This is a genomic window from Micromonospora musae (assembly GCF_003626545.1).
Classification (GTDB): domain Bacteria; phylum Actinomycetota; class Actinomycetes; order Mycobacteriales; family Micromonosporaceae; genus Micromonospora; species Micromonospora musae.
In genome coordinates this window covers 481,836-508,821 of the sequence record NZ_RAZS01000006.1, presented here as the reverse complement: position 1 = coordinate 508,821, position 26,986 = coordinate 481,836, and the positions used below count along the sequence as shown (strand labels likewise).

The window sequence follows — 26,986 nt, the reverse complement described above, 5'->3', positions numbered from 1 at the left end:
CCCTCCGGCCGCCGTTCGCGTATCCGGTGTGCTCGGCGGCGACCAGGTCAGGCTCCGGCGGTCAGGGCGTTGACCACGTCCCCGACCACCACCACGGCGGGCGGGCGCAGACCGGCGGCCGTCACGTCGGCGGCGACCGTGTCGAGCGTCGAGCGGATCGTCCGCTGCGCGCCGGTGGTCCCCTCCTGCACCACGGCGACGGGGGTTCGCCCGGGGCGCCCGTGCGCGAGCAGGGTCGCGGCGATCGCGGCCAGGTTCTTCAGCCCCATCAGGATCACCAGCGTGCCGCGCAGCGCGGCGAGCGCCTCCCAGCGCACCAGCGAGTCCGGCGAGTCGGGTGCCACGTGCCCGGACACCACCGTGAACTCGTGCGCCACCGCGCGGTGAGTGACCGGAACACCGGCCACCGCGGGCACCGCGACCGCGCTGGTCACCCCGGGCACCACGGTCACCGGCACGCCGGCCGCCGCGCACGCCAGCAGCTCCTCCCCGCCCCGACCGAAGACGTACGGGTCGCCGCCCTTGAGCCGTACGACGAACCGCCCCGCCAGCGCCCGGTCGACGATGATCCGGTTGATCTCCTCCTGGGTGCGGGCCGGTCCGTACGGAATCTTCGAGGCGTCGACCAGCTCCACGTCGGCGCGCAGCTCGTCGAGGAGCAGCCCGGGCACCAGCCGGTCGGCGACCACCACCTCCGCCTCGGTGAGCAGCCGCAGCCCCTTCACGGTGATCAGCTCGGGATCCCCCGGACCGGCGCCGACCAGGGCGACCCGGCCCCCCGGGCGGCTCCGGCCGGCCGCCGCCGGATCCGTCGGAAGGGAGCCGCTCCGGGCGGCCAGCAGGTCACGCACCGCGTCGCGAACTGTCATCGCCCGGCGCGGATCGCCCCCGCCGAGCACGGCGACCGTCACCGGCCCGTGCCGGGTCACCGCCGGCGTCCAGGCCGTCGCCGCCTCGCGGTCGTCGGCCCGCACGCAGAAGATGCGCCGCTCGACGGCGGCGGCGCTGACCGACGCGGCGGCGGCCGGGTCGTCCACCGCCACCTGGACCAGCCAGGCCCCGTCGAGGTCGGCGGGGGCGAACCGGCGCGCCTCCCAGCGCAGCCGGCCGGCGTCGACGTGCGCGCGCAGGGCCGGCGTCAGCTCCGGGGCGACCAGCAGCACGTCCGCGCCGGCGTCCAGCAACGCCGGCACGCGCCGGGTCGCCACCGCGCCGCCGCCCACCACGACCACTCGCCGCCGGTGAAGGCGCAGGCCCAGGGGGTACGGGGCGGCACCTCCCGGCGCGACGTCCCGCTCGCTCACCTCGTCACCTCGTCGCCGGGCCGGCCGCCCCGCGCGCACCGACGCCCGGCGCTCCCGGACGCCACGCCGGCCGACGCCCTCACTTCTCCGCCACCCCGGCCGAGTCGAACGTCGCCACCTCGTGCAGCACCCGGATCGCTCCGGTGACCACCGGCAGCGCGAGCAGCGCCCCGGTGCCCTCGCCGAGGCGCAGACCGAGGTCGATCAGCGGTTCGAGACCGAGCCGCCGCAGCGCGAGCGTGGCACCGGGCTCGGCCGAGCGGTGCCCGGCGACCATCGCGCCGACGGCGTCGGGAGCGAACGCCGCGGCGGCGAGCGCGGCGGAGCCCGCGATCACCCCGTCCAGCAGCACCGGTACCCGGCGCGCGGCGGCACCGAGGATCAGCCCGGTCAGCGCGGCGTGCTCCAGGCCACCGACCGCGGCCAGCACCCCCAGCGGGTCGGCCGGGTCCGGCCGGTGCCGCTCCAGCGCGCTCCGGACCACCTCGACCTTCCGCCGGTACGTCGGGTCGTCCACGCCGGTGCCCCGGCCGGTCGCGTCGGCCGCGTCGGCGCCGGTGAAGACCGCGATCAGCGCGGCGGCGGGGGTGGTGTTCCCGATGCCCATGTCACCGGTGAGCAGGATGCCGGCCCCGGCCCCGATCAGCTCCTCGGCGACCCGGATACCCGCCTCCACGGCGGCCCGCGCCTCGTCCCGGGTGAGGGCCGCGGTGACCGTGAAGTCCCGCGTGCCTTGCCGGACGCTGGCGCTGACCAGCCGGGGCACCGCCAGGTCCAGCCGTTCCGCCGCGCCGCCGGCCGGCGCGTCCTGCGGGTCGGCGGGCGAGCCGGGGATCGGGGTGGCCACGCCGACGTCGACCACGGTCACCGCGGCGCCCGCCTGGCGGGCGAACGCGTTGACGACCGCGCCGCCGGCCAGGAAGTTGCCGATCATCTGGGCGGTGACCTCCTGCGGCCAGGGGCTCACCCCCTGGGCGTGCACACCGTGGTCGCCGGCGAAGACGGCCACCGCGGGGGCGCCGGGCAGCGGGGGCGGGCAGCTGCCCGCGAGGCCGGCGAGGCGTACCGACAGCTCCTCCAGGGCGCCGAGGGAACCGGCCGGTTTCGTGAGCCGCCCGTGCAGCTCACGGGCGTCCGACATGGCCGCCTCGTGCAGCGGTGCGATCGCCGCGATCGTGCTCTCCAACATCATGCCTCCAGGATCTCGCCCAGTACCCGGGTGAACGCGTCGGTGGTGGCCCGGTCCCGGACGGCCACCCGCAGCCAGTCCGGTCCGAGGCCGGGGAAGGTGTCGCCCCTGCGTACCGCCCAACCACGCGCGCGCAGCGCGGCCCGGACCGCTGCCGCGCCCGGCAGGTGGATCAGCACGAACGCGCTCGCCGGTCGGCCGGCGACGCGTACGCCCGGCAGGTCGGCGAGCCGGGCGACCAGGTGGTCGCGGTCGGCGGCGAGCTGCGCGGCGATGGCGCGCTCGGCCTCGACCGCGACGGGGCCGGCGCAGGCGGTGGCGGCCGCCAGCGCCGGGGTGGAGACCGGCCAGAGCGGCTGTACGGCGGCGAGCCGGGTGAGCAGCTCCGCCGCGCCGAGCAGGTAACCGATCCGGAGCCCGGCCAGCCCCCAGGTCTTGGTGAGGCTGCGCACCACCAGCAGACCGGGCAGCTCCCGGCGGGTGGCCAGCGACTCGGGTTCGCCGGGGTGACCGGGGGCGGCGGTGGTGTCCGCGAACGCCTCGTCGACCACGAGCACCCGCCCCGGCCGGGCCAGCGCGGTGACGGCCGGCGCCGAGTGCAGCACGGAGGTGGGGTTGGTCGGATTGCCGATCATCACGAGGTCGGCGTCGGCGGGGACCCGGCCCGGGTCCAGCCGGAAGCCGTCGGCGGCGTCGAGCAGGACCCGTTCGACCCGGTGCCCGGCCGCCAGGAGCGCCGCCTCGGGCTCGGTGAACTGCGGGTGCACCACCACCGGGCGGTGCACGCCGCGCAGCGCCTGGGCGATCAGCACGAACGCCTCGGCGGCGCCGGCGGTGAGCAGCACCTCGTCCGGGTCGCGGCCGTGCCGGGCGGCGACCGCGGCCCGGGCCGACGCGGCGTCCGGATAGCGGGCGAGATCGGCCAGGGAATCGGTGATCGGCCCGGCGAGCCACTGCGGCAGCGGCGCCCGGCGGACGTTCACCGCGAGGTCCACCAGCCCCTCCCCCACCTCCGCGTCGCCGTGGTGGCCGAGGTCGGGCTCCGGGTGGGAAGTCGCCGCGAAGTGGCTGGTGCGGGCCACCGGTACGTCTTGACCGGCCGGCTCGTCGGCCCGCGGGTTCTCCTCGACGCCCGACAGGGTTCCGCTCGGCTGACCACGCATGCCCGCGATCCTGCCGGGAAGGCGGCGCAGGGGACAGCCGGTGACGGCGTGGGCCGCATCACCACTCGCTCGCCGTACGGCCGTTTATGAATTCTTCTCATTTCCGAATCGGAAATGTCATAGCTTGACCCTGTGAGCAACCGACCCCTTGCCTCCGCTGGTCGTGCCGTCCCACTACTCCGCGCCGGGCTGATCGCCGGCATCGTGATCGCCGCCCTCGCCTATCCCATGGTCGCCGTCACCGGACTCGGCGCGAAGGCCACCGCGCACGCCACCGAGCACAAGACGAAGCTGTTGACCAAGGCCCTCCCCGCGGAGACCTCCTACCTCTACCTGCCCGACGGCAAGACCGTGCTGACGATGTTCTACGAGGAGTACCGGCAGTACACGAAGCTGTCGGACATGTCGCCGAACATCCAGCAGGCCATCGTGGCCGCCGAGGATTCGCGCTTCTACCAGCACAAGGGCGTCGACCCGAAGGGCGTCGTACGGGCGTTCGTCGCCAACGCCGGCTCCGGCGGGGTCTCCCAGGGCGCGTCCACCCTCACCATGCAGTACGTCCGGATGGCCCTGCGGGACAGCGCGACGACGCCCAAGGAGGTCCAGGAGGCCACCCAGCAGACCAGCCTGCGCAAGATCAGGGAGATGCGGCTGGCGATGGACCTGGAGAAGGAACTCAGCAAGGAAGACATCATCGAGCGCTACCTGAACTCGGCGTACTTCGGGCACCGGGCGTACGGCATCTACGCGGCCAGCGAGATCTTCTTCTCCAAGACGCCGAAGGACCTCACCCCGGTCGAGGCGGCGACGCTCGCCGGGCTGGTGAAGTCCCCGAGCCAGTACGACCCCGCGACCTCCGACCAGAAGGAGGCCACCGCCCGGCGCAACTACGTCCTCGACCGGATGAGCCAGCTCGGCTACCTCTCCCCGGACGCGGCCACGGCGGCCAAGGGCGAGCCGATCCGGCTCAAGCTCACCGACCCGCCGAACGACTGCGCCGCCGTGCCGGAGAAGTACAACAGCTGGGGCTTCATCTGCGACTACGTGAAGAACTGGTGGAGCGCGCAGCCGGCGTTCGGGGAGAACCGGCTGGAGCGGATGGACAAGCTGCGTCGCGGTGGCTACCGGATCGTGCTCAGCATCGACCCGAAGATCCAGGAGGCGGCCCAGAAGAACCTCGGGGCCGGCACCGGCAGCCCGTTCGCCAACGGCATCGTGCTCAGCGAGCCCGGCACCGGCCGGGTCAAGGCGATGGCGGTGAACCGGACGTACTCGCTGGACCTGGCCGAGAACCCGCTGAGTTCGAACCCGGAGGCCGGGCCGAAGGTGAAGGCGAACTACCCGAACACCGTGGCGCCGCTGCTCGGCGGTGGTGACCTGCCGGGCTACCAGGCCGGGTCGACTTTCAAGATGTTCCCGATGCTGGCCGCGCTCAACGCGGGGATGCCGCTCTCCACCTCGTTCAACGCGCCGCACCGGTATCAGTCGGCGATCTACGACGGGTGGGCGCCGACGAACGCGAGCGGCGCGATGTCCGGCATGCAGACCATGTGGTCCGGCTTCGGCAAGTCCGTCAACACCTACTTCGTCTGGCTCGAGGAGCGGGTCGGCGCGGACAAGGCGGTACGCCTCGCCGAACAGCTCGGACTGCGCTGGCGCACCGACGTCGACCGGGAGCAGGCCTCCCCGTCCAAGGTGAAGAAGTGGGGCGCGTTCACCCTGGGCGTCTCCGACGCCACCCCGCTGGAGATGGCGAACGCCTACGCGGCGATCGCGGCGGACGGCATGTACTGCGAGGCGATCCCGGTGCAGGGGATCTTCAACCGGGACGGTACGCCGACGACGTACTCGACCGCCTCTGGGATCAGCCGGGAGGTCGCCAAGCCGCGCTGCCGGCAGGTGGTCACGGCCGACGCCGCCCGGGCGGCCACCGACGCGGCCCGCTGCCCCACCGGGGACACCCCGGCGCGAGGAGGCTGCGGCGGCTGGTCGACCGCGGACAGCGTGCGGGGCACCGTCGGACGACCGGTGGCCGGCAAGACGGGTACCACGGACAGCACCCGGTCCGCCTGGTTCGTCGGCTACACGCCGGAGCTGGCCGCGGCGAGCTTCATCTCCGATCCGGACAACCCGTTCAATGCGGTCGGCGACGGCCAGTCGCAGATCCCGATCAGCGCCGTGGCGGAGACCCTGCGCGACGGCCTGAAGGGCAAACCCACCCGCCAGTTCACCCCACCCAGCGACGCCATAGTCGGCTGACCCCCACCCACCACCCGCCGGTTGCCCGACCGGGTTGATCAAGAGGTTCGCGTCAGAAGGCGGTTGGTTCGTGACGCGAACCTCTTGATCAACGCATACGGAGTCAGTGGAGGTCGGCGGCTACGAAGGACCAGACCTCCAGGTCGGCTCGGGCGCCCCGGACGTAGCCGGCGTTGCGCAGCAGGCCCTCGTAGCTGAAGCCGGCCTTCTCGGCCACCCGGCGCGACGCCGTGTTGCCCGGCGCCACCCGCAGCTCCACCCGCTGGAAACCGTGTTCCAGGATCAGCGCGATGGCCAGCGCGTCCACCGCCTCGGCGGCCAGCCCGAAGCCCCGCGCCTGCGGCGCCATCGCGTACGAGATCTCGGTGAGCCGGGCGCCCCAGTCGGTACGCCGGGTCCAGAGGCAGCCGACGAGCCGATCGTCCTCCCGGCGGAGCACCCCGTAGTGGTCGCCGTCGCCGCTGTCGCGGCGCTGCCGGGCCAGGTCGGTGCACCAGGCGAGACCGTCGATCGGGCCGGAGTCGTCGGCGAGCGGCAGCCAGCGCCGGGTCAACTTGTCGGCGAAGATCTCTCCGGTCGCCACCGCGTCCACGTCGCCGAGCTGCCGCACCTCGGTACGGGGCGTGGAGACGGTCAGCGTCGGAAAGCGGCGTACCGCGACCTGGCCGATCACGCCGGCACCCCGCCCGGCCCGGCCGAAACCGTCTCGGGAAGCGGCTCCGCCGCCGCGGCCACCAGTCGGGAGGCGATCTCGGGATGCCCGGCCCAGTGCAGCGCGAGCTGCGAGGCGTGCACGTTACGCCAGACGAAGCCCTCCGCCGAGCCCCCCTCCCAGCTCCACGCCGGGCGCTGACCCGCCCTCGGGGTGAGCACCGCGCGGTGTTCCTTGTGCCCGACCACGACCGCGCCCTCCGACGCGACCACGCTCGTGGTGCGGGCCGTCGCCTCCCGGTAGCCGATGACCAGGCCGTCCCGGCTGGCGCCCACCGCGTCCAGGACCCCGCACATCGGCAGCCCGTCGAGCTCCCGCGCCAGCCAGAGCATGCCGGCCCCCTCGGCGATCACCGGCCGGCCGGTGCGGGCCAGCTCGGCGACCGCGATGCAGAGCCGCCGGTTCGCCGACAGCTGCTCGGCGTACGACTCGGGGAGCGCCCCGCCGACGATCAGCGCCCGGGTGCCGGGCGGCAACGCCTCGTCGCGCAGGGGATCGAGCGTCACCACCTCGGCGCCGGCCGCTCGGAGCAGCTCGGCCGTCTCCGGGGTGCTGTAGCTGCCGCCCGGTGCGCCGGCCAGCGCGACCAGCGGCCGGTCCGCCGGGGACACCGCGCCGGCCAGCGCCTCCGCCGGCGACCACGCCACCGCGGGCAGCGGCGGGGCGGAGCGGGCCAGCCCGAGCAGCCGCTCCAGGTCCACGGTCGCGGCGACCGCCTCCCCCAGGCGGCGTACCGCCCGGCTCGCCTCGCCCGAGCCGTCGAACGCCGGCACCACCCCGTGCCGGCGGTCGGGCAGCACCCCGGGCAGGTCCTGCCGGCGCAACGCGCCGTAGACCGGCACGCCGATGTCGTCCAGCGCCTCCCGCAGCATCGTCTCGTGCCGGGACGAGGCCACCCGGGTGAGGATCACGCCGCCGAGCCAGAGCTGCTCGTCGAACGACCGGAAGCCGTGCACCAGGGCGGCCACCGACTGCCCCGTCGCCGCCACGTCGACGACCAGGACCACCGGACTGCGCAGCGCGGTCGCCACGGCGGCGGCGGAGTCGTGCTCGGGGCGGCCGGTGACGCTGTCGTACAGCCCCATGCTGCCCTGGACCACGGCGAGCCCGGCGCCCGCGGCGCCGTGCGCCACCAGCGGGGCGAGCCGGTCGGCGCCGACCAGGAGGGGGTCGAGGGTGCGCCCGGGACGGCCGGCGGCGAGGCCGAGGTAGGCGGCGTCGACCCGGTCCGGCCCGAGCTTGAAACCGGCGACCTGGACGTCACGGTCGGCGAACGCGGCGAGCAACCCGATGGCCAGCGCGTTCTTGCCATGCCCGGAGGACGGCGCGCTGAGCACCAGGCGCGGCACGACGGTCATCATCGACTCCTCGCGTGCGGCGGGTACGCATTTGCGGGCCCGTGGGAGCGGTCCGCCCGGTGACGATACCGGCCCACGCCGATGGACGAGCGACGCGCAACGGGCTGTCGCGGCCCGCAGCCGGGCGGTCGCGGGCAGTGGTGCCGGTCATACGAGTAGCCTCGTGGCTGTGTACCGGTTCCTGCTGACCCCGCGCTGGCTCGGCTATCTGGCGCTGGCCCTGGTCGCCGCCGTGGTGATGGTCTTCCTCGCCAACTGGCAGCTGCACCGCTACCAGGGGCGCACCGAGATCAATGAGCGGATCGACGCGGGCCAGCGGATGACTCCGGCCCCGCTGCGGGACGCGATGCCCGGCCCCAGCGGCGGTGCGGGCACGACCGGCCCGGCCCCGGCCAAGGAGAAGGTCTACACCCGGGTCACCGTCACCGGCCGGTACGACGCGACGAACACCGTCCTGGTCCGCACCCGCACCGTGGACAGCCAGGTCGGGTTCGAGGTGGTCACGCCGCTCGTGCTGCCCGACGGCAGCGCGGTGCTGGTCGACCGGGGCTGGATCCCGCCGGCGCCGGGCGGGGCGCTCGCGCGGCCGGAGGTTCCCGCCGCTCCCGGTGGCGACGTGACGGTGGTCGGCCGGCTGCACGAGAGTGAGAGCCGCCCCGACTCGGTGGTACGGCGCGACGGACGGTTGGAGACCCGCCGGATCGCCGTCTCCCGGCTGGCGCCCGAGCTCCCGTACCCGATCTACGGCGCGTACGTGCTGCTCGACGAGCAGACCCCGGCGGCGGACCCGGTCTTCAAGGCGGTGCCGGTGGGGCACACCAACAACTGGCAGAACCTCGGCTACATCGTGCAGTGGTGGCTCTTCGCCGTCATGACGCTCTTCGGCTACGGCTGGGCGGCGCGTCGGGAGGCCCGCCGCGGGGCCGGCCTCGACGACAGGCCGCTCGACCGGGCCGCCGAGCCGATGCCGAGCACGTCGGCCTGACCGGCCCGCCCGGGGCCACCGCGCCCCGGCGGAGCGCCGGTCAGCCGGTGTGGATCGCCCGAACCGCGTCGATGGTGTCCGCCTCGGCGGCCGTCTTGTCGGTGCGGTAACGCACCACCCGGGCGAAGCGCAGCGCCATTCCGCCCGGGTAGCGGGAGCTGGTCTGCACCCCGTCGAAGGCGATCTCGACGACCTGCTCCGGACGGACCCGGACCACCCAGTCGCCCTTCTCCACGGCCAGGTCGAGGAAGCGCTCGGTCTGCCAGCGCAGCAGTTCGTCGGTGAGGCCCTTGAACGTCTTGCCGAGCATCACGAAGTCGCCGGTGCGTGGGTCGCGGGCGCCCAGGTGGAGGTTGGAGAGCCAGCCCCGGCGCCGGCCGCTGCCCCACTCGACGGCGAGCACCACCAGATCGAGCGTGTGCCGGGGCTTGACCTTGACCCAGGCCGAGCCGCGCCGACCCGCGTCGTAGGGCGCGTCCGGCGCCTTGACCACGACCCCCTCCTGGCCGGCGTCGATCGCCGCGGCGAACGCCGCGCCCGCCTGGTCCGCGTCTTCGACCAGCACCCGGCCCACCAGCAGCGACTCGTCGACCGCGCCGGCCAGCGCGGCCCACCGGTCCCGGCCGGGCAGGTCGATCAGGTCGTCGCCGTCGAGGTGCAGCAGGTCGAAGAAGTACGGCGTGAGCACCGCCCGGCCGGTGGTCTCCGCCGCGGCGAGCACTGGGGGGGCGACCGGCGCGCGGCCGGTGGTGCTCGGCGTGGCGCGCCGGGCGGCGCGGCTGGAGGTCTGTTGGAACGGCAGCGGACGCCCGGTCTCGTCGAGCCCGATCGCCTCGCCGTCGAGCACCAACTGCCGGGCCGGCAGGGCGCGTACCGCGGCCACCACCTCGGGCACCCGGGAGGTGATCTCGTCGAGGCTGCGGGTGAAGACGGCTATCTCCTGCCCGGAACGGTGCACCTGGATCCGGATGCCGTCGAGCTTGACGTCGACCACGGCGGGCACACCGGTCGCGGTGAGCGCCTCGTCGACCGACGGCGCGCTCTGCGCCAGCATCGGCGCCAGCGGACGCCCCACCTGGAGCCCGAACCCGGCCAGCGCGGCGGCGCCCCCGTCGAGCGCGGCCACCGCGACCGTGCGCAGGTCGCCGGAGAGCAGCAGGGCCCGGCGTACGGCCGCCACCGGCACCTCGGCGGCTCGTGCGATCGCGTCGGCGAGCAGCCCGGCCTGGGCGCCCTGGCGCAGCTCGCCGCTGAACAGGCCGGTCAGCAGCCGCTGCTCGTCGACGGTGGCCGCGGCGTAGAGCGCGCCGAGCAGCGACCGGCGGCGGGCCTGCGACCCGGGGCCGTGCACCTCGGCGATCCGGTCGATCGCCGAGTCGACGGCCGCGACGGTCAACGTCGGCTCGGCGGCGGGCGGTGGCAGGTCACGCAGGCTCGCATAGCCGACACCGGTCTGGCGTTGCCGCAACTCGCCGGCGAGCCATCCGGCACCCGCCGGCACCTCGGCCGGGTCGAGCGCCCGCAGCGCGCCGGCCAGCAACTCCACCTTGGCCCGCCGGCCGCTGGTGGCGGCCACGGCGGCGGAGGTGGCTGCCAGATCGAGGAACCGCACGGGTTCATCCTGCCAGCCACCTCCGACACCACCCGGACATTGCCGTGCCCGGGAGCAGCAGGTCGCCCGGACCGGAGCCGTGCGACTCAGGCCGGAACGGGCTCCTCGATCCGGAGCCCCCGGGCGCGGACCTCGTCGGCGACCCGGCTGAGCATCGAGTCGAGTGCGACCAGCGCGGCCGAGAGCTCGCCGAGCTGTTCCTTGAGCGTGTCCTCGGGCCACGCGGAGACGTCGACGTCCCCCAGAGCGCTGACGGTGGCCTGCAACCGGGCCATCACCTCGTTCGTACTCATGTTCGAAAGGCTATAACAACGCCGGGTCCGACACGCCGTAAAGTCCAGAATCGACCCCAGCGTTACGGTTTCGACACCAGGGCGCGCACCGAGTCCCGGCTCAGGCCTCGGCGCGTGCTAGTCGCGAGCCACCTCGGCGACCTTGCCGAGCAGCAGCGCCTCGGCGAGGCAGACCCGGGCGAACTCGCCCAGGTGCAGGCTCTCGTTCGGCCCGTGCGCCCGGGCGTGCGGGTCCTCCACGCCGGTCACCAGGATCGCGGCCTGCGGGAACATCTCCTGGAACGTGGCGATGAACGGGATCGAGCCGCCCACCCCGATGTCGACCGGGTCGGTGCCGTCCCAGGCGGTGCGGAACGCCGAACGGGCGGCGTCGAACATCGGTCCCGAGGCGTCGATGACGCAGGGGCTGCCGTCATGCTCGATGGTGACCGTCACCTGCGCGCCCCACGGCACGTGCTTCTCCAGGTGGGTACGGAGCGCCTCGTACGCCCGCTTCGGGTCGTCGCCCGGCGCGAGCCGTACGCTGATCTTGGCCTTCGCGGACGGGACCAGGGCGTTCGGCGCCTCCCCGGTGGCCGGCGCGTCGATGCCGAGCACGGAGACCGCCGGCTTGGTCCAGAGCCGGTCGGTGAGACGGCCGGTGCCGATGAACTCCACACCCTCGACGACCCCGGCCTCGGCCCGGATCCGCTCCTCGGGGTAGTCGACCGTCGCGCCATCCCGGCCGATCAGCCCCTCGACGGCCACGTCACCGGCGTCGGTGTGCAGCGTGGCGAGCAGCCGCACCAGGGTGGTCAGCGCGTCCGGAACCGGACCGCCGAACATGCCGCTGTGCACGGCCTGTTCCAGGGTGCGGACCTCGACGAAGAGGTTCACGATGCCGCGCAGCGAGGTGGTCAGCGCCGGCACGCCGACGTCCCAGTTGCCCGAGTCGGCGATCACGATGACGTCCGAGGCGATCTCGTCGCGGTGCTCCTCGAGCAGCCGCTCCAGCGAGTCGGAGCCGTACTCCTCCTCCCCCTCGATGAAGAGGACCACGCCGACCGGCAGCCGGTCGCCGTACGCACGCAGCGCCGCCACGTGCGCCATCACCCCGGCCTTGTCGTCGGCCGCGCCCCGGCCGTACAGCCGGCCGTCCCGCTCGACCGGCTCGAACGGATCCGACTGCCACAACGACAGATCGCCGACCGGCTGCACGTCGTGGTGTGCGTAGAGGAGCACCGTCGGCGCGCCGGGCGGGGCCGCCTTCCGACCGATCACCGCCGGCTGCCCGCCGGAGCGCACGATCTCCACGTCCAGGCCGCAGCCGCGCAGCAGCTCGGCGACCGCCTCGGCGGAGCGCTCCACGTGCGAGTGGTCGAAGCCGTCGAAGGCGATGCCGGGGATGCGGACGAGTCGTTCCAGGTCGGCACGGACACCCGGCAGTTCCCGCTCGACGGCGGCCCGTACCTCGGACTCGGACATGATCGGTGTGGTCATGACCGGCATCGTATGCCGACCTTACGGCCGCCACCCGGCCCGGTCGGCGGAAGACGGGGCCCGACCTCGGCGGACGGCCGGCGACCCGACCTCGGCGGACGGCCGGCGGTCGCCGAGGCGCAGGCCGGCGGTCAGCCGAGGCGCAGGTAGTAGTGGGCGCGGTCGTGCGGCAGCTCCGGTGCGCCGTCGACCACCAGGTCGGCGTGCTCGGCCGTGGCGTCGGCCGCGAAGTGCACCGCCTCACCGGCGTGCCAGCGACGCAGCTCGGGAAGGATCGCCGGGCCGTCCCGGGCGACCGCGCGGGCCAGCCGCAACGGCGCCGGCGCGGTCACGAAGACGGCGAGGGTCAGCTCCGGACGCGCCGTCGCGCGAGCCGCGCTCACCCCCTCGACGATCAGCACCGGCGCGGCCGGCACCGTGACCACGTCGGGCAGGAAGCTCCGCCGCACCCAGCTGTAGCGGTGGTACGCCCCGGCCCGCCCGGCGCGCAGCGGCGCCAGCACCCGCGTCTCCAGCCGGGCCCAGAAGGTGAGCTGGTCCTCCCAGCCGTCGAGCAGGTCGTCGGTGTGCACCACGGGCGGCCGGTCGCCGTTTTGGGCCACGGCGAGCGCGTCGGCGAGGTGCGCCGCGAACCGGCTCTTGCCCGCCCCGCTCGGCCCGTCGACCGCCACCATCCGGGTACGTCCCAACCGCGGCGGGCCGGCGAGCACCCGCCGAGCCAGTTCGGCGTACGCCTCGACGATCGCGACCCGGGTCACGCCCACCCCTGCGGCGGCTCGGCGCAGCGGTGGCGCGGGTGGACGGGTCGGGCGAGGCGCGGCACCGCGCCAGTATGCGGGGCACGGGTCGGCCCGGCCGCGGCCGCGCCCCCGGAAACGGGCACGTCCCGGCGCTCTCGCCCCCGTTCGGAGTACCGGGTCGGCGCGCGTCTGTCACGTCCGGGGGAATCACGTCACCCGCCAGTTGGCGCCGACCTGTTCGCCGGGCGGCGCACCCGACGGCTGGGCATGATCGGGAGGTGCTCCGTGACGTGATGAGCCCCGGCGTCGAGGCCCTGCTCGAACAGGCCCGCGCCGGGCTGCAACGGTTGACCCCGCACGAAACCGTCGAGACGGTGCGGGGCGGTGCGCTGCTGATCGACACCCGCGCCGAACGGCATCGCCGGGACCAGGGCGACCTGCCCGGCGCGATCGTCATCGACCGGACGGTGCTGGAGTGGCGGCTCGACCCAGCGAGCCCCTGGCGCATCCCGGAGGCCACCGGCTACGACCGGCAGATCGTGCTGGTGTGCCGGCACGGCTACAGCTCCAGCCTCGCGGCGGCGAGCCTGCAGGCGCTGGGATTGCGGCGCGCGACGGACATGATCGGCGGCGTCCAGGCCTGGATCGCGGCCGGCCTGCCCCTCTCCGACCGACCCGCCGACGTGCGCCCCTGATCCGGCCGCTCGACCGGGCCGCCGAGCCGATGCAGACCGCCCCGGTCGGCATCGACCGCCGCGCTCGTCGACCGACGGCGGCCTGCGCGCCAACCGGGCGGCCCTGCGGCGGCAGTGGACCCGGACCGACGGCGGCCTGCTCGCCAACCGCTGCTCTCCGGCCGCAGTGCACCGCAGCCGGGGCCGGACACGCACCTCGACGGCGCGGTCGGCATCGCTAGCCGGGCGGGGCCCCTGGCGGGATGAACGGAAGCCCCGGGGGTGGGCCGGTCTCGATGAGGCGCCAGAGCGCGTCGGTGTCCAGGTGCTCCTCGACGAGGTCGCCGAGCAGATCCAGCGAGCGTTCCCGGGCCGCCGCGAAGACGTTGTCGGCGGCGACGCGGAACCCGTGCCGTCCGGCGAGCCGGGCCGCCTCGGTGAGGAACCGGCGGCGGAACGCGTCGGACTCGAAGGCGCCGTGCCAGTGCGTGCCGTGCACCGCGCCGAGGACCATCCCCTCGCCGCTGCCGTCGGCGAGGGTGATCAGCGGGGTGACCGTGGGGTCGGCCGACGAGACGTACCCGTGGTGGATCTCGTACCCCCGGACCGGCAGGTCGGGCCCGGCGCTGCCCACCGACTGCCGCACGGTCTTGCGCTGATCGAAACCGACCTCCAGCGGGAGCAGACCGAGGCCGGGCACGGTGCCCAGCCGGCTCTCCACCGGGTCGTGGATCTCCCGGGCCAGCATCTGGAACCCGCCGCAGATGCCGAGCAGCGGCTTCCCGGCCGCGGCGTGGGCCAGCACCGCCTCGGCCAGACCGGTCTCCCGTAGCCAGGCGAGGTCCGCCACCGTCGACTTGGAGCCGGGCAGCACCACGAGGTCGGCGGCGGCCAGCTCGGCCGGCTCCACGGTGAGCCGCACCCGTACGCCGGGCTCGGTGGCGAGCGCCTCGACGTCGGTGGCGTTGCTGATCCGGGGCAGCCGTACCACGGCCACGTCCAGCCACTCGGTGCCGTGCGGGGCGGCGGGTCGGCCGAGCACCCGGCCGTACGCGAGCGAGTCCTCGGCGTCCAGCCAGAGGTCGAGCGACCAGGGCAGCACCCCGTACGTCGGACGGCCGGTGACCTGGCGCAGCATGTCCAGCCCGGGGCGGAGCAGACCGAGGTCACCCCGGAACTTGTTGATCACGAATCCGGCAATCAGCGCCTGGTCGGCCGGGTCGAGCAGTGCCACGGTGCCGAACATGGAGGCGAAGACGCCGCCCCGGTCGATGTCACCGACCACGATGGTGGGCCAACCCGCGTGCCGGGCGAGCCCCATGTTCACGTAGTCACCGGCGCGCAGGTTGATCTCGGCGGGGCTGCCGGCGCCCTCGCAGATCACCACGTCGTACTCGGCTCGCAGCTCGGCGAGGGCCGTGTACGCGGTCTCCGCCAGGCGGGGCCGCAGCTCCCGGAAGATGCCGGCGGTGACCGTCTCGACCGCCTCGCCGAGCAGCACCACCTGGCTCGCCAGGTCGCTGCCCGGCTTCAACAGCACGGGGTTGAACCGCAGGTCGGGGGCGAGCCCGGCGGCGGCGGCCTGCATCGCCTGGGCCCGGCCGATCTCACCGCCGCGCCCGTCCGGCCCGACCACCACCGCCGAGTTGTTGGACATGTTCTGCGCCTTGAACGGCGCCACCCGCACGCCCTGCCGGTGCAGCCAACGGCAGATGCCGGCGGTGAGGACGCTCTTCCCGGCGTCGGAGGTGGTGCCGGCCACCAGCAGCCCGCCGCTCATCGCCGCCACCGCCGCCCGGTCGCCGCCGCGCCACCATCGGTGGCGGTCTTCGGGTCACCGGTTCGCCGGGCCCGCAGCGCCGCCGGCGCGCCGGCCGGTACCGGCCGGGTCCGCGCGCGCAGGGCACGCCGGCCGACGGCGGAGAGGAGCCGGCCGACGGTCACCGGGTAGGCGGCCGCCACGGCGAGGGCGGCCAGCCCGACGGCGCCGGAGACGCGGGCGGTACGCGCGAGGTGCCGCGCCTCGGGACGCGGACCGTCGCCGAGGAACGGCCGCACCTCCGACCGGCCGAAGTAGACGTTGCGCCCGCCGAGTCGTACGCCGAGCGCTCCGGCCATCGCCGCCTCGCACTGGCCGGCGTTGGGGCTGGGATGGTCGTTGCGGTCGCGCCGCCACACCCGCCACGCCTGCTCGCGGTCGCCGTCGGCGATCGGGGCGACGGCCACGGTGAGCAGACCGGTCAGCCGCGCCGGCACCAGGTTGAGCAGGTCGTCCAGCCGCGCGGCGGGTGTGCCGAACCGGGCGTACCGCGGCGAGCGGTGCCCCACCATCGCGTCGAGGGTGTTCGCCGCGCGGTAGCCGAGCAGACCGGGCAGGCCGGCCACCGCACCCCAGAGCAGCGGGGCGACCACCGCGTCGGAGGTGTTCTCGGCGACCGACTCGACGGTGGCGCGGGCCAGCTCCGGCTCGTCGAGCGCCGACGGGTCGCGACCGCAGAGGTGACTCAGCCGCTGCCGGGCGGCCGGCAGGTCGCCGTCGCGCAGCGCCCGACCCATCACCTCGGCCTCGTGCCGCAGGGTGCGGCCGCCCAGCACCGTCCAGGTGCCGGCCGCGACGAGCGCGGCCCGGGCGATCGGCCGCCGCCGGGTGGCCGAGGTCGCCGCTACCCCGAGCAGCACCGGCACGCCGACGGCCAGGGTGGTGAAGACCGCTCCCGCACACCGGTCCGGGCGGTAGAGGCGCTGTTCCAGCGCGCCGGCCGCGCGGCCGAATCCCGCGACGGGGTGCCAGCGGCGCGGGTCGCCGAGCAGCCTGTCCAGGGCATACCCCGCCACCAGTCCCGCCGCGTTCGCCAACGGCGCCGCATGCCGCACGCAGACCACCTCCGGCCGGCCAGCCTAGACGAAAGCCTTTCTCGGATTCGCTCGCGCGCACCCTGCTCACGCGGGGTGACGGCGGCCTCTGCCGCCGTCACCCCACCCCCCGTTGCGGCGGCGGCACCATCCGGTGCGCCGCACCTCCACGCCGCCGGCGTGGTGCCGGGTGCCCGCCCGGTCACGCCGGTTGCGGCACCCGTCCACGACGGCCCCGGCCCGCCGCCCGACCGGTCGACGGCGGTTCGTCGCGCTGCGGGGCGAGCTCGCCGTCGCCGTCGTCGGCCCCGTCGCCCAGCGGCGCGAGTTCGTCGGGGTCGTCCTCGGAGCTCCCCGTGCCGTCGGTCGAGCCATCGTCGAAGTCCCCGGCGTCCGGGGCGAAGGAGCCCGCTCCGCTCGCGCCGGACAGGTCACGGGCTGCCCGCGGCAGGGCGAAGTCCGGCAGCTCGAAGTCCTCGTCGAGCGGCCGGTCGTCGGGTAGCGCCGGGGCCTGCTCGTCCGGCACCGGTTCGGTCGGCTCCCCCTTCACCCGGCTCTCCGCCTCCGCGTCCTCGACGGTGCTGGTGGTGACGCTCGGGCGGTTACGCAGGAACCGGGCCCGGCCGCGGGACAGGTCGTGCCCGACGGCCACCGCCTCCAGTTCGTAGAGGGTGCGGTGGTTGCCGGCGTCGTCGGTCCAGTCGCGCGTGTAGAGGCGCCCGCAGACGACCACCGGGTCGCCGACCATCACCGAGGCGGCCACGCCTTCGGCGAGCTTCCGCCAGCAGTTCACCCGGACGCGGAGGCTGTTGCCGTCGATCCAGCGCCCGCTTTCCCGGTCGAGGCGGCGGGCCGTGGAGGCGACCTTGAAGTTGGCCACCAGGGTGTTGCTCTGGGTGGTACGTCGCCATTCCGGCGCAGTCAGCACGTTACCGACGATCGTGACGTAGGTGTCGAACATCGTCCCTCCAGGGGATCGGGGCTGCCATCGCGAGTCGACTCGTGCCGAGCCTGCGCGCGGTCGTGATCGCACGCCACCGGCGACGGCCGTACCTGTGGACGACGCGCCCCGCTGTGGAAAACACCCTGATCAAGCTCACATCTGCTAGCCGAGCGGTTTCCGAATCGGGTCGGTCTGGGTAAGGAGTTGATCAAGCGGCCCCGGCACCCCGCCGACCTCGGCGAGGCGCACCGGCGGCACCGTCCGACGAGAGGACAGCGAGCATGACGACGAGCACCAACTCCACAAGTGTTCCGGCGGTGCGGCCATGAGCGCCGTGACCAACCCGGCCACCGTGGCCGAGTGCCTGCGGGTCGGCGCCGGGTTCTCGCAGGGCGACCGGAACTGGATCGTGGAGCAGTTCGCCACCCTGGACGCGCGGCTCGCCGCGTTCCACGCCGACGCCACCGAGCTGGAGGTGTCGGTCAAGGACCGCAACGCCCGTGGGCAGAAGGTGACCCTGGAGTGCTGGATCGCCGGTCGGCAGAAGATCGTCACGACCTCCGCCGAGGAGGACCTGCGGGCCGCGCTCAACGACGCCCGCGACGACCTGCGCCGACGGCTGAACGACGCGAAGACCCGGCAGGAGCCGAGGCACAACAAGCACGTACGTGAGATCGGCCAGCCGGAGGCCGAGGCCCGGCCGGCGGCCGACGACGCCGAGCGCATCGACGCGGAGACCGTCTGAGCCATACGCCGTGGCCCCCGCCGCCGTCGAGAGCCGGGGGCCACGGCGCGGGCCCGATCGCGGGCTACCGCCCGGTAGCCCGCGGGCGTACCGTCGGCCTGTGGAACCGGACGTGCTGGGCCCGCCCTACGAGCGGCAGACGATCGACCTCGGCGTCGACGACGAGGGACCGGTCGTCGCCACGCTGGTCCGGCGGCGCGCCGAGCGCCCCACCCGGCGGGCCGTGCTCTACGTGCACGGCTTCGTCGACTACTTCTTCCAGACCCACCTGGCTGACTTCTTCGCCGAGCGCGGTTGGGACTTCTACGCGCTCGACCTGCGGAAATACGGTCGAAGCCTGCTCACCCACCAGACTCCGAACTTCTGCCTCGACCTCACCGACTACCACCCGGAGCTGGACGCCGCCGCGAAGATCATCCGCGATGATCACGGGCACGACGTCCTGCTCGCCGTGGGTCACTCCACCGGTGGTCTGATCATCTCGCTATGGGCGCACGCCCACCGCGACAGCGGGCTCGTCGACGGGCTCGTCCTCAACAGCCCCTTCTTCGACATCAACGCCTCCTGGCTGGTGCGGCGCCCACTGCTGGCCGCCGTCTCCCGACTGGGCCGCCGCGCGCCGCGCCAGGTCGTCCCCCTCGACCTCGGCACCGCGTACGGCGAGAGCATCCACTCCGACCACCGGGGCGAGTGGAGCTACGACCTGGCGTGGAAGCCGCTTGCCGGGTTCCCGGTCCGGGCCGGTTGGCTAGGCGCGATCCGCACCGCGCAACGGCAACTGCGTGCCGGGCTGGACATTCCCGTACCCGTGCTGGTCGCCTGCTCGACCCGGTCCTTCCGCGGCCGGCGGTGGCACGAGTCGGCCGGCGTGGCCGATGCCGTCCTCGACGTCGAGCACATGGTCCGGTACGCCCCTCGACTCGGCCGGCACGTCACAGTGGCCCGCTTCGACGGCGGCCTGCACGACCTCACCCTCAGTGGAACCGCCGTCCGGGGGGAGGTCTTCACCAAGATCGGCCGCTGGGCCGAGGCGTTCCTCGGCGCGGGTCCGACGGCCCCGGCCGACGGCGCGCCCCCGGACGCGAGGAAGGGATCGGTGCCGCGCAGCCGCCGCCCCGCCGACTCGGTCGGCGTCACCCCGAGCTGACCGGGTCGCTCAGCCCTCCCCGGCCGCCGGGAGCATCGCGCGGATCCGGTCGAACGTCGCCACCGGGTGGCCCTCCACGCCGGGCAGGACCAGACCCAGGCAGTGCAGGGCCATGCCACCGTCGGCGGCCGCCTCGACACCGAAGACCGGCGCACCGACGTAGCCCGCCGGCAGCCCCGCACCGATCCGCACCTCGCCGCCGACGCGGGCCACCCGCTCGATCGCCACCTCGAGCGGCCGCTCGCCGCCCGCCGGCAGACCGTGGGCGAGCACGAAGGCCGAGCCCGGCGTCGCGTCGATCCGGGCGAGCACGTCGGCGTCCGCCGCGACGACGTCCACCACCGGTTGGGTACGCCACGCCCAGCCACCCGCCGCCGCCACGGCGTGCAGGCCGGTCGTCGGCAACACCGCCACCCCCACCTCCGGGCGGCGGATCCATCCGGTGATGGGCAGGACCGCCGGGGCCAGACCGACCGGTTCGGTGACGCTCGCCCGGAGGCCGAGCTCCCCCGCTGCGCCGGCCACCGCGTCGGCGGTCAGCAGGTACTCGCCGCCGGAGTCCTGGAAGAAGAAGATTGTGCCGGCGCCGTCGGGGTCGCCCCCGCCGGCTCGGCGGTACGGCAGGATCGAGCGGCCGACGAGCTGACAGAGTTCGTAGGCGACATCGTTCTCCACGTCCGGGTCGAGCAGCACGCGCCGAGAGTACGTCGTCGCCGGCCCCGCCTCCCGCAGGCGTCCGCCCAGCGGGCGGTGTGCTCCGGCTCACGTCCGGTCCGTGGACGCCGACGACCCGGAAACCTGATGCCGGGCGTCACCGGCCCGTGCGAACCTTGTCGGCGTACGACGCCAGGACCGTTACGTCGGTCAGCCGGAGAGCGGACGGTACCCTCTTGGCGCGACACCACGCCACGCGCCCGTAGCTCAGCGGATAGAGCAGGGGACTTCTAATCCCAAGGCCGCAGGTTCGAATCCTGCCGGGCGCACCTTCTCCACCACAGGGTCAGCGGCTCTCCGCTCCCGGTCGAGACGATCACCAGGGCCTCCGTACAGCCACTCGTACAGCCAAGTCAGCCTCAGAGGTGCCTCGCGGCCTCGTCCACGGCGCCCGTTCGATCTCGGGCAGGACGTGAGTGTAGGCGTTCATCGTCAGCCCGATTTGAGCCGCACTCCTATGTGCGCCATGGTACCGATGATGCTGGGCATCGCTCGTTGCCGAATTGCCCTCTACAGAATCAAGGCGGCCCGCAAGCGGGCCGCGCCGGCCCGGTCCCGGCCTGCTGGCGACCTCCGGCCGGCATCGGCCGGGCCGGCCGGCCACGCTGACGGACAGAGGTACGGGCAGTCTCGATGGGATGGCCTGTCTGGTTTCGTGTTAGATGCGGGTCATGTCGCTGACCATCGGACCCGCGTTCACGATCCCCGGCTACAAAGACATGGCCCCGCCTGACTACACCACCGAGTGCGACGCAACCGTGTACGCGGCAGATGGTGTGGTGGGACACGCCGCTTTCTGGTGGCACTACCTGTCGGGACCCGTGGGTGCCTACCCGGAGTCGGAGGCCGCCTTCGAGGTGCAGGCCGCTGATTACAACGCGATGGGCGCCGTCCTCGACGACCCCGAGCGCTGGCCGGCCATCTCGGTTCGGCTCGACGGAGAAGCGTGGCTCCGGATCGTGTACCGCAACATCGAGGATGAGGCGGGACTCGACTTCGTGGAGCAGCGGCCGGGCCGTCCGGCAGAGGTGGTCACCTCGGTCGAGGGCCACGGGTTCACTTCCGCGATGACCTGGGCGGAGCTGCTTGCCGCAGCGGCGCTACCGGATGAGCGGCTGGCCTGGGCGCAGCGGCTCGTCCTGATGCTGCCCATGCTGGGTCCGCAGGAACTGTCCGAGGACGCCGAGGAGATTTTGCACCGGGCACTGGAGGGGATCGGTGCAAGAAACCGGTCGGCGCTAGCAGCGGCCTTGCTCGACCGCTTGGACTGGCGTACTAACTAGCTGGAACCTAAAGGACCTCGGGGCTCCGCCCCGAACCCCGGCCCTCCTCAGAGATCCGCTAAAGAAGCGTCGGCCGACGGGTGGGATCTCCTCGCCCGTGCACCAAGACGGCTGCCCGAGAACCCCCGGCTGCGCCAAGGCCAAGCCGCTTCGCGGTCGCCTACGGCGAGCCTTGACCCAACCGGGGAACCTCGGGCAGGGACAAGCCTGCCCGACCGAGGAGATCCCACCAGCAATGAGCGTGGGGTAAACCTGACGAGCCAACGCGCCCGTACAGCCACTCATACAGCCAAGACCTCCGGATGACGCCGACGCCACCCGACAACGCCAGACGGGGCTGACCAGGAGCGAAGTCACCCGACCAGCCATCCACGATCTTCTTCTAATCCCAAGGCCGCAGGTTCGAATCCTGCCGGGCGCACCTTTATCACCGCAGATCGGCGACTCCCATCTTCCGGTCCGAACAATCACTGAACCGACGTCCGCGACCGCTCGCCCGCACCCCGGCTCTGATCGGGCAGCGCCGCGAAGCGGTTCCGGTGGGAGACCGACCCTCGCCGTGACGCCGGGACCGACTGCCGCTCAGCCGTGTACTCCTCGGTTACCGGGAGACGTCGTCGATGGCGGCGACCGGGATCAGGCGAGCCCGGTCGAGTCTCGCCGACCGCAGGCACCGAACCATCCGGACGCAGCGACGTGTGTAGCTTCTCGGTCGTGACATGGATTCGCAGGATCGCGGTAGCCGGGATGGTTTGGTGCGCGGGCCTGTTGGCAGCGTCGACAGTTCCGGGAGGACTTCCGCTACCCGCGCCCGTCATCCTGGCGTCCGCTTTGGTGCTCGCACTGCCGGGCTTCGTAGTCACCCTCATCGCGCTCAGGCGCCTCGCGATGCGTGAGACCGGCACCCCCGCAGGGGGCGGGCAGGCGTCGTGGCGTCTGCTGCGCGAAACGATGTCAGGTCGGTTGCTCATCATGAGCTGGCTGTTGTTCGCGGGGTTCTGGCTGGTCGGAATTCTCTCCCTCGGTGGCACACCGGGTGTGGCGGAGCAGCGTGCCGGGGCGTACGTCGCCAGCAACCACGGCGAGGTGACGGTCATCAGCAAGGCGCAGTATCTGACCTTGAAGGCGCAAGGTCAGCGGAGCGTTGTCTCGGCAGCGGGGAGCTTCTGCGTGTTCACTGCCGTCATCTCCACGGCCTTGCTGCGTCGGGGTGAGCGGCGGGAGGCAGCGCTGCCATAGGTCCGCTGCGAATGGCCGTCCCGCGCAGCGTGCCCAACGGAAGCTGCAACTTCCGAACCAGGCCCGAGCACGGCGGCCAAGCGTTGTCGACGCCAGCGATGATCGCTCCGTGACTGACACGGATTTCAGCACTCGCGGCGGCATCGCATACGTCGACCGGCAAGTTGAGACGGGGGGATCCGGTTTCAAGAGCCATCGGCATGCCACCTGGCCCTTCGCTCGGCTCCAGGTGGGAACGAAGAAGATCGTGGTCTCCTCCATGTTCGGAGAGTTCCGAGTTACCCGGACGAATCTCGGATCGATCTCTCGCTTCGGTCGCGTCCCGGTGCTGGCCAGTGGCGTCAAGTTCGTGGCCGATGGCCACCAGGAAGCGGTGATCTTTTGGGCTGTCCGCGTGCGTAAGGCGGTGGACGAGATGCGTCGCCACGGTTGGGCGGTCGAAGACAAGTAACAGTTCGCAGTCGAGTACGTTCACGCTCTCGTCGCCGGGCGCGTGGACGAGTCTTGGTCATCAAGAGCGGTTGAGCGCGTTTCCGATCTCGGGCTACGACTCGGCGGTGCCCCAGAACTCGTCGTCCTCCTCGTCGGGCGAGGAGGGGGCGTACTGCCGCAGAGCGCCGTCGCGGATCATCCAGACGCGGAAGAAGAGCTCCTCCTGGTCCATCACGAAGAGCTGCACCGCATTCGGGTTGCGCCAGGCCAAAGAACCGAAATGCGCCACGACGGCAGCGAGGTCGGCATGGTTGAGCGCCGCGGCGTACACATCGCATTCGGGGTTCTTGTATCCACCCCACCGGTTGTCCACATCGGTGATCAGCCTCAGGTTGCCGCAGCCGCCCCGGCCCGTGCCGCCGAGACGTGGGCATTCCTCGTCGAGCCATCCGCTGAACGCCTCGACGTTGAGGCGGTCCTCCGGGCTCACCGACACCATCACGTTGGCAACCCAGCTCATCGCGTCCCCCGATCCACGCCGGGGACCGTACAGCCCTTCGTACAGCCGAGACCATCCACTTACGCCGCACGACGCCGGGCGGGGTGGACGACGTAACCGGCACCGGGACGTACCCGTACCGTCGCCGTGATCTGGTCAGGCGCGGCTGACCTCGACCCCGCCGATGATGCCGTAGGCGCGGACGCGGACGACGGGGGCCGACGGTGAGGCCGCGGCCGGTTCGATCCGGCGCCCACCGAGCAGGTGGAAGCCCTCGACCTCGACGTCGACCCCGGCGGGCACCCGGAGCTTCACACCGCCGAGAAGCGAGACCTTCGTGAGCGTCGTCCGGGCGGGCAGCTCTGCGTCGCTGAGGTCGACGTCGGCGCCGCCGATCGGGGTGACGACCACGGTGTCGGCGGGCGCGCCGGTGACCCGCTGCTTGTGGCCGCCGAGGAGGGCGATCCGCCAGTCGATCCGCTTGGTAGAGTTCGGGTTCGTCATGCCTGGAACGCTACGGACGCCGCTGCGCCCGTACCCCTGACGATTGTCACGGATCGAGGCCCTCGCCGCGGCAGCCGGCGGCCGCGTCGAGGTGACCCACCACTGTGGCTACCAGGGCTGCTGGCCGGCGTCGCTGAGGTAGCCGCCGCTCGGGCCGTCGGCGGGCAGCGTCGCCAGGTGGACGATGATCCGGGCGCCCTCGGCGGCGGTCCGCGAACTTCCGTGGTGGGTGAGGTCGGTGGCGACGTGGCCGGGCGAGGCCGAGTTGATCTTCAGGTGCTCGTACCCGGGGGTCCGGTGGAACGCCTGCGCGTACCGCACCGTGACCATGTTCAGCGCCGCCTTCGACGAGGAGTAGGGCAGGATGTGCTCCGCCGCGGCGTAGGGCGAGTCGATCTCGCCGGTCAGCGCGAACGAGGCCGTGGTGCTGGCGACGTTGACGATGCGACCCGCCGTCGAGGCGCGCAGCAGCGGCAGCATCGCGTGGGTCACCTCGGTCACCGCGAAGACGTTCGTCTCGAACGTGCGGCGCATCTGCTCGGCCGAGACGTCCAGGATCGGGGTCTCGTCGATGCTGCCCGCGTTGTTCACCAGGATGTCGAGCCGGCCGTGCTCGGCGCGCAGCCGGTCGGCCAGGGCGCGGACCGCGGCGGCGTCGGTGACGTCGAGGGTGACGGCCGTCACGTCGAGCCCCTCCTCGCGCAGGGCTGCGGCGGCGGCTTCGCCCCGGCCGGGGTCGCGGCTGCCGAGCAGCACGGCCACCCCGCGCTGCCCGAGTTGCCGCGCCGTCTCGAAGCCGAGTCCCTTGTTCGCGCCGGTCACGAGCGCGACGGTGCTGCTGACCATGATCTCCCCTACTTGTCCAATGGATAAGAGGTATGTTAGCCAGCGGACAAGAAGTCACCACGGGATGTGACACGTCTCGCGGAGAAGCTCGCGAACGGAGCGATCGTGCCAACGACGCGGGAGGCCGTCGTCCAGGCGGCCCTGCACGTGCTCGACCAGGACGGCCTGGACGGGCTGACCATGCGCGCGGTCGCCCAGCGGCTCGGCGTGCAGCACAACACCGTGCGGTGGCACGCCGCGAGCAAGCAACGGCTGCTCGAACTGGTCTCGGACGAGTTGCTGGCGCACTGCGCCGACGAGCCGCTGCCACCGGCCTGGGACGAGCGGATCCGGACGCTGAGCCGACGGTGCCGAGCGGCCCTGCTCGCGCACCGCGACGCGGCCCGGATGCTCACCGTGGCCTGCGGGCCCGAACCGCACTCGCTGCGTTATGCGGAGACCGTCGTCGCCACCCTGCTCGACGCCGGCTTCGACGGGCGGACCGCCGCCTGGGCCCACTGGTCCCTCTTCTACCTCATCCTCGGCATCACCCAGGAACAGCAGGCCGGCACGGCCGTTCCGGTACGCGCCGACCAGGTGCCGCTCGACCGGTACCCGGCGCTGGCGGCGACCCTGCCGCACGTCGGCTCCGGCGAGTTCGACCAGCGCTTCGACTTCGCGATCCAGCTGATCATCGAGGCCCTGGCCGCCCGGCGACAGCCTGCGAAATGACGGCCTGAACCGCGCCCCGCCCCCTCGCAGACCGCTGAAGCCGCCCCTAGTTGCCGGCCACCCCGACCACTGGCGTCTCCGATCGGAAGCTCTGCCCGAGCTGTGGGCCGAGGCCGAAGTAGTGGCGGAAGTTGTAGATCAGCGGACACCAGGCGGTGGGGTCGACGTGCTGCGTACCGGGCACGACGACGGCCGGATCCGCGTGCACCCGGAGCACGTGCGCCTCGACGATCAGGAAATCGTCGTGCAGGTCGGGGGTGATCCGTACGGCCCGCGCCTCCAACTGCAGCGGGCACTCGGCGACCCGCTGCGCCCGTACCAGCTCGGCCGGCTCCGGACGCAGGCCGGCGGCGGCGAACTTCGCCGGCTCGTACCGGAACGCGCCCCGCTTGTGGTCGGGAACCGGGTCGCGGCCGGTGAGCGGGGCGAGCCGCTCCACCGCCGGCCACTGCTCCGCCGTCGGCAGGTTGATCACCAGGTCCGGCCGCTCGCGCAGGTTGTGGGCGGTCTGCCCCTCCGCCCCGAGGCCGAGCACCACGACCTGGCCGAGCGCCCAGGCCGACGACATCGGCGCGAGGTTGCTCGTCCCGTCCTCGTTCTCCGTGCTGATCAACACGACGGGCGTGCCGTAGTAGAGGATCTTGGGCTGGATCGTCAGGTGATCATTCGTCTGGCGCACCGCCGGACGGTACGGGCGGAACGTTTCGGTGCGCGGCGAAAGGTGCCGGTCGGCGCACCATGAACACGTCGACCGGATCCTCGGCCTCGATCGTGAATCCGTGCCGCTCGTACAGCCGCCGGGCCTGGCTGCCCCGCAGCACGTTCAGCCGGACCACGACGCCCTCGCGGTCACACCGCTCCAGCAGCCCGCGTAGCACCGCACCGCCGATCCCGCTGCCCTGCAGATGCGGAGCCAGGTAGAAGTGCTCCAGCCAGTGGGCGTCCTCGGCCGGCCGCAGCGCCACTGAGCCGGCGAACGCGCCGCCCACCTCGATGATCCAGGTGTGCGCCGGCGCGAATCCGTCGCGCAGCCGCCGGCGCACCCGCTGATCGTCGTACCGCCCGAGCCGCTCAAGATCCGACCGCAGCACCACGGCCCGCAACTCGGCCACCGCGTCGACGTCCGCCGCCGAAGCCGGCCGAAGCTCCCAGTCCCCCATGATCGCCAAACTACCGCGCCCTCCTTCCGCCCTCCGTGGTCTTCCGGCGTCGGCGGCGCACGGCTGTTCGTCCGCCCGCGCCTGTGACCATCGACATAGTTCGCCCCGGCCGAGATGTGGCGCATGATCGTTTGGCCGGGTC

At 73.3% G+C, this 26,986-nt stretch carries 26 protein-coding genes, 1 tRNA gene and 1 pseudogene; 10 read left to right on the top strand and 18 right to left on the bottom strand.

Features of this window, described 5'->3' with window-relative positions:
- Positions 1–47 precede the first annotated feature (47 nt).
- The 3 genes from cobA to cobC form a co-directional block, all read right to left on the bottom strand.
- Positions 48–1,304 carry a uroporphyrinogen-III C-methyltransferase gene (gene cobA / locus D7147_RS19730; RefSeq protein WP_120679726.1) on the bottom strand — a complete coding sequence of 419 codons (1,257 nt, stop codon included), beginning with the start codon at positions 1,302–1,304 and terminating at the stop codon, positions 48–50.
- A 79-nt stretch (positions 1,305–1,383) separates the two neighbouring features.
- Positions 1,384–2,493 carry a nicotinate-nucleotide--dimethylbenzimidazole phosphoribosyltransferase gene (gene cobT, locus D7147_RS19725; protein WP_120679724.1) on the bottom strand — a complete coding sequence of 370 codons (1,110 nt, stop codon included), beginning with the start codon at positions 2,491–2,493 and terminating at the stop codon, positions 1,384–1,386.
- Positions 2,493–3,656: an Rv2231c family pyridoxal phosphate-dependent protein CobC gene (gene cobC / locus D7147_RS19720; RefSeq protein WP_120679722.1), complete on the bottom strand. Its 1,164-nt coding sequence runs from the start codon at positions 3,654–3,656 to the stop codon at positions 2,493–2,495. The genes cobT and cobC overlap by 1 nt, the downstream gene beginning before the upstream one ends.
- Before the next feature lie 132 nt (positions 3,657–3,788).
- Between cobC and D7147_RS19715 the strand changes: the two genes are divergently transcribed.
- The gene (locus D7147_RS19715) at positions 3,789–5,915 is read left to right on the top strand and encodes a transglycosylase domain-containing protein (protein WP_120679720.1); all 2,127 of its coding nucleotides are present in this window, start codon (positions 3,789–3,791) and stop codon (positions 5,913–5,915) included.
- A 103-nt stretch (positions 5,916–6,018) separates the two neighbouring features.
- Here D7147_RS19715 and D7147_RS19710 read toward each other — a convergent pair whose 3' ends face one another.
- A complete protein-coding gene (locus D7147_RS19710; RefSeq protein WP_120679718.1) occupies positions 6,019–6,588 on the bottom strand; it encodes a GNAT family N-acetyltransferase in 570 nt (189 codons plus the stop codon).
- On the bottom strand, positions 6,585–7,985 hold the full coding sequence (locus tag D7147_RS19705; protein WP_120679715.1) for a cobyrinate a,c-diamide synthase: 1,401 nt from the start codon (positions 7,983–7,985) through the stop codon (positions 6,585–6,587). Before D7147_RS19705 ends, D7147_RS19710 begins: the two co-directional genes overlap by 4 nt.
- Positions 7,986–8,148: 163 nt before the next feature.
- Here D7147_RS19705 and D7147_RS19700 point away from each other — a divergent pair, with 163 nt between their 5' ends.
- Positions 8,149–8,970, top strand: a complete 822-nt coding sequence (locus D7147_RS19700; protein ID WP_233563223.1) for an SURF1 family cytochrome oxidase biogenesis protein — start codon at positions 8,149–8,151, stop codon at positions 8,968–8,970.
- A 40-nt stretch (positions 8,971–9,010) separates the two neighbouring features.
- Here D7147_RS19700 and D7147_RS19695 read toward each other — a convergent pair whose 3' ends face one another.
- From D7147_RS19695 to D7147_RS19680, 4 genes are all read right to left on the bottom strand, one after another.
- Entirely contained in the window at positions 9,011–10,582 is a 1,572-nt protein-coding gene (locus D7147_RS19695) for an ATP-dependent DNA ligase (RefSeq protein ID WP_120679711.1), read from the bottom strand.
- A gap of 86 nt (positions 10,583–10,668) precedes the next feature.
- The gene (locus D7147_RS19690; protein WP_120679709.1) at positions 10,669–10,875 is read right to left on the bottom strand and encodes a hypothetical protein; all 207 of its coding nucleotides are present in this window, start codon (positions 10,873–10,875) and stop codon (positions 10,669–10,671) included.
- 117 nt (positions 10,876–10,992) lie between these two features.
- The gene (locus tag D7147_RS19685; RefSeq protein ID WP_199734212.1) at positions 10,993–12,339 is read right to left on the bottom strand and encodes a dipeptidase; all 1,347 of its coding nucleotides are present in this window, start codon (positions 12,337–12,339) and stop codon (positions 10,993–10,995) included.
- Positions 12,340–12,485: 146 nt separating this feature from the next.
- Complete coding sequence (locus D7147_RS19680) at positions 12,486–13,112, bottom strand: uridine kinase family protein (protein WP_233563222.1); 627 nt, start codon at positions 13,110–13,112, stop codon at positions 12,486–12,488.
- Positions 13,113–13,387: 275 nt separating this feature from the next.
- Between D7147_RS19680 and D7147_RS19675 the strand changes: the two genes are divergently transcribed.
- Positions 13,388–13,789 carry a rhodanese-like domain-containing protein gene (locus D7147_RS19675; protein ID WP_120679923.1) on the top strand — a complete coding sequence of 134 codons (402 nt, stop codon included), beginning with the start codon at positions 13,388–13,390 and terminating at the stop codon, positions 13,787–13,789.
- Positions 13,790–14,006: 217 nt separating this feature from the next.
- Here D7147_RS19675 and D7147_RS19670 read toward each other — a convergent pair whose 3' ends face one another.
- The 3 genes and pseudogenes from D7147_RS19670 to D7147_RS19660 form a co-directional block, all read right to left on the bottom strand.
- Positions 14,007–15,548: a cobyric acid synthase gene (locus tag D7147_RS19670; protein WP_120679921.1), complete on the bottom strand. Its 1,542-nt coding sequence runs from the start codon at positions 15,546–15,548 to the stop codon at positions 14,007–14,009.
- Between the two features lie 119 nt (positions 15,549–15,667).
- Positions 15,668–16,642, bottom strand: a pseudogene (locus D7147_RS19665) (cobalamin biosynthesis protein); the annotation flags it as partial.
- A 181-nt stretch (positions 16,643–16,823) separates the two neighbouring features.
- Entirely contained in the window at positions 16,824–17,582 is a 759-nt protein-coding gene (locus tag D7147_RS19660; RefSeq protein WP_120679704.1) for a single-stranded DNA-binding protein, read from the bottom strand.
- A 307-nt stretch (positions 17,583–17,889) separates the two neighbouring features.
- Between D7147_RS19660 and D7147_RS19655 the strand changes: the two genes are divergently transcribed.
- Both D7147_RS19655 and D7147_RS19650 read left to right on the top strand, forming a co-directional pair.
- Positions 17,890–18,309 (top strand): HPF/RaiA family ribosome-associated protein, encoded by a 420-nt coding sequence (locus D7147_RS19655; protein ID WP_120679702.1) that lies wholly within the window; start codon positions 17,890–17,892, stop codon positions 18,307–18,309.
- A 100-nt stretch (positions 18,310–18,409) separates the two neighbouring features.
- A complete protein-coding gene (locus D7147_RS19650; protein ID WP_120679700.1) occupies positions 18,410–19,456 on the top strand; it encodes an alpha/beta hydrolase in 1,047 nt (348 codons plus the stop codon).
- Between the two features lie 9 nt (positions 19,457–19,465).
- Here the strand turns inward: D7147_RS19650 and D7147_RS19645 are convergent, their stop codons facing one another.
- Positions 19,466–20,149: a hypothetical protein gene (locus D7147_RS19645; RefSeq protein ID WP_120679698.1), complete on the bottom strand. Its 684-nt coding sequence runs from the start codon at positions 20,147–20,149 to the stop codon at positions 19,466–19,468.
- A 217-nt stretch (positions 20,150–20,366) separates the two neighbouring features.
- On the opposite strand from D7147_RS19645, the gene D7147_RS19640 reads away from it, so the two are divergent.
- The 4 genes from D7147_RS19640 (at position 20,367) to D7147_RS19625 (ending at position 23,143) form a co-directional block, all read left to right on the top strand.
- A tRNA-Arg gene (locus tag D7147_RS19640) sits at positions 20,367–20,439 on the top strand.
- A 402-nt stretch (positions 20,440–20,841) separates the two neighbouring features.
- The gene (locus D7147_RS19635) at positions 20,842–21,453 is read left to right on the top strand and encodes a hypothetical protein (protein ID WP_147437415.1); all 612 of its coding nucleotides are present in this window, start codon (positions 20,842–20,844) and stop codon (positions 21,451–21,453) included.
- Positions 21,454–22,287: 834 nt separating this feature from the next.
- Positions 22,288–22,692, top strand: coding sequence for a hypothetical protein (locus tag D7147_RS19630; protein WP_158609367.1), 405 nt, complete (start codon positions 22,288–22,290; stop codon positions 22,690–22,692).
- A 109-nt stretch (positions 22,693–22,801) separates the two neighbouring features.
- Positions 22,802–23,143 carry a hypothetical protein gene (locus tag D7147_RS19625; RefSeq protein ID WP_120679692.1) on the top strand — a complete coding sequence of 114 codons (342 nt, stop codon included), beginning with the start codon at positions 22,802–22,804 and terminating at the stop codon, positions 23,141–23,143.
- 93 nt (positions 23,144–23,236) lie between these two features.
- Here D7147_RS19625 and D7147_RS19620 read toward each other — a convergent pair whose 3' ends face one another.
- The 3 genes from D7147_RS19620 to D7147_RS19610 all read right to left on the bottom strand — a co-directional run bounded on the left by D7147_RS19620 (position 23,237) and on the right by D7147_RS19610 (position 24,973).
- On the bottom strand, positions 23,237–23,644 hold the full coding sequence (locus D7147_RS19620) for a squamosa promoter-binding protein 15 (RefSeq protein WP_120679690.1): 408 nt from the start codon (positions 23,642–23,644) through the stop codon (positions 23,237–23,239).
- 135 nt (positions 23,645–23,779) lie between these two features.
- Positions 23,780–24,127 carry a hypothetical protein gene (locus tag D7147_RS19615; protein WP_120679688.1) on the bottom strand — a complete coding sequence of 116 codons (348 nt, stop codon included), beginning with the start codon at positions 24,125–24,127 and terminating at the stop codon, positions 23,780–23,782.
- Between the two features lie 108 nt (positions 24,128–24,235).
- Positions 24,236–24,973: an SDR family NAD(P)-dependent oxidoreductase gene (locus D7147_RS19610; protein WP_120679686.1), complete on the bottom strand. Its 738-nt coding sequence runs from the start codon at positions 24,971–24,973 to the stop codon at positions 24,236–24,238.
- Between the two features lie 105 nt (positions 24,974–25,078).
- Between D7147_RS19610 and D7147_RS19605 the strand changes: the two genes are divergently transcribed.
- Complete coding sequence (locus D7147_RS19605) at positions 25,079–25,684, top strand: TetR/AcrR family transcriptional regulator C-terminal domain-containing protein (protein WP_120679917.1); 606 nt, start codon at positions 25,079–25,081, stop codon at positions 25,682–25,684.
- Between the two features lie 46 nt (positions 25,685–25,730).
- Here the strand turns inward: D7147_RS19605 and D7147_RS19600 are convergent, their stop codons facing one another.
- Together D7147_RS19600 and D7147_RS19595 are read right to left on the bottom strand one after the other, a co-directional pair.
- A complete protein-coding gene (locus D7147_RS19600) occupies positions 25,731–26,363 on the bottom strand; it encodes a flavin reductase family protein (RefSeq protein ID WP_120679684.1) in 633 nt (210 codons plus the stop codon).
- Positions 26,347–26,844: a GNAT family N-acetyltransferase gene (locus D7147_RS19595; RefSeq protein ID WP_120679682.1), complete on the bottom strand. Its 498-nt coding sequence runs from the start codon at positions 26,842–26,844 to the stop codon at positions 26,347–26,349. The genes D7147_RS19600 and D7147_RS19595 overlap by 17 nt, the downstream gene beginning before the upstream one ends.
- Positions 26,845–26,986 lie beyond the last annotated feature (142 nt).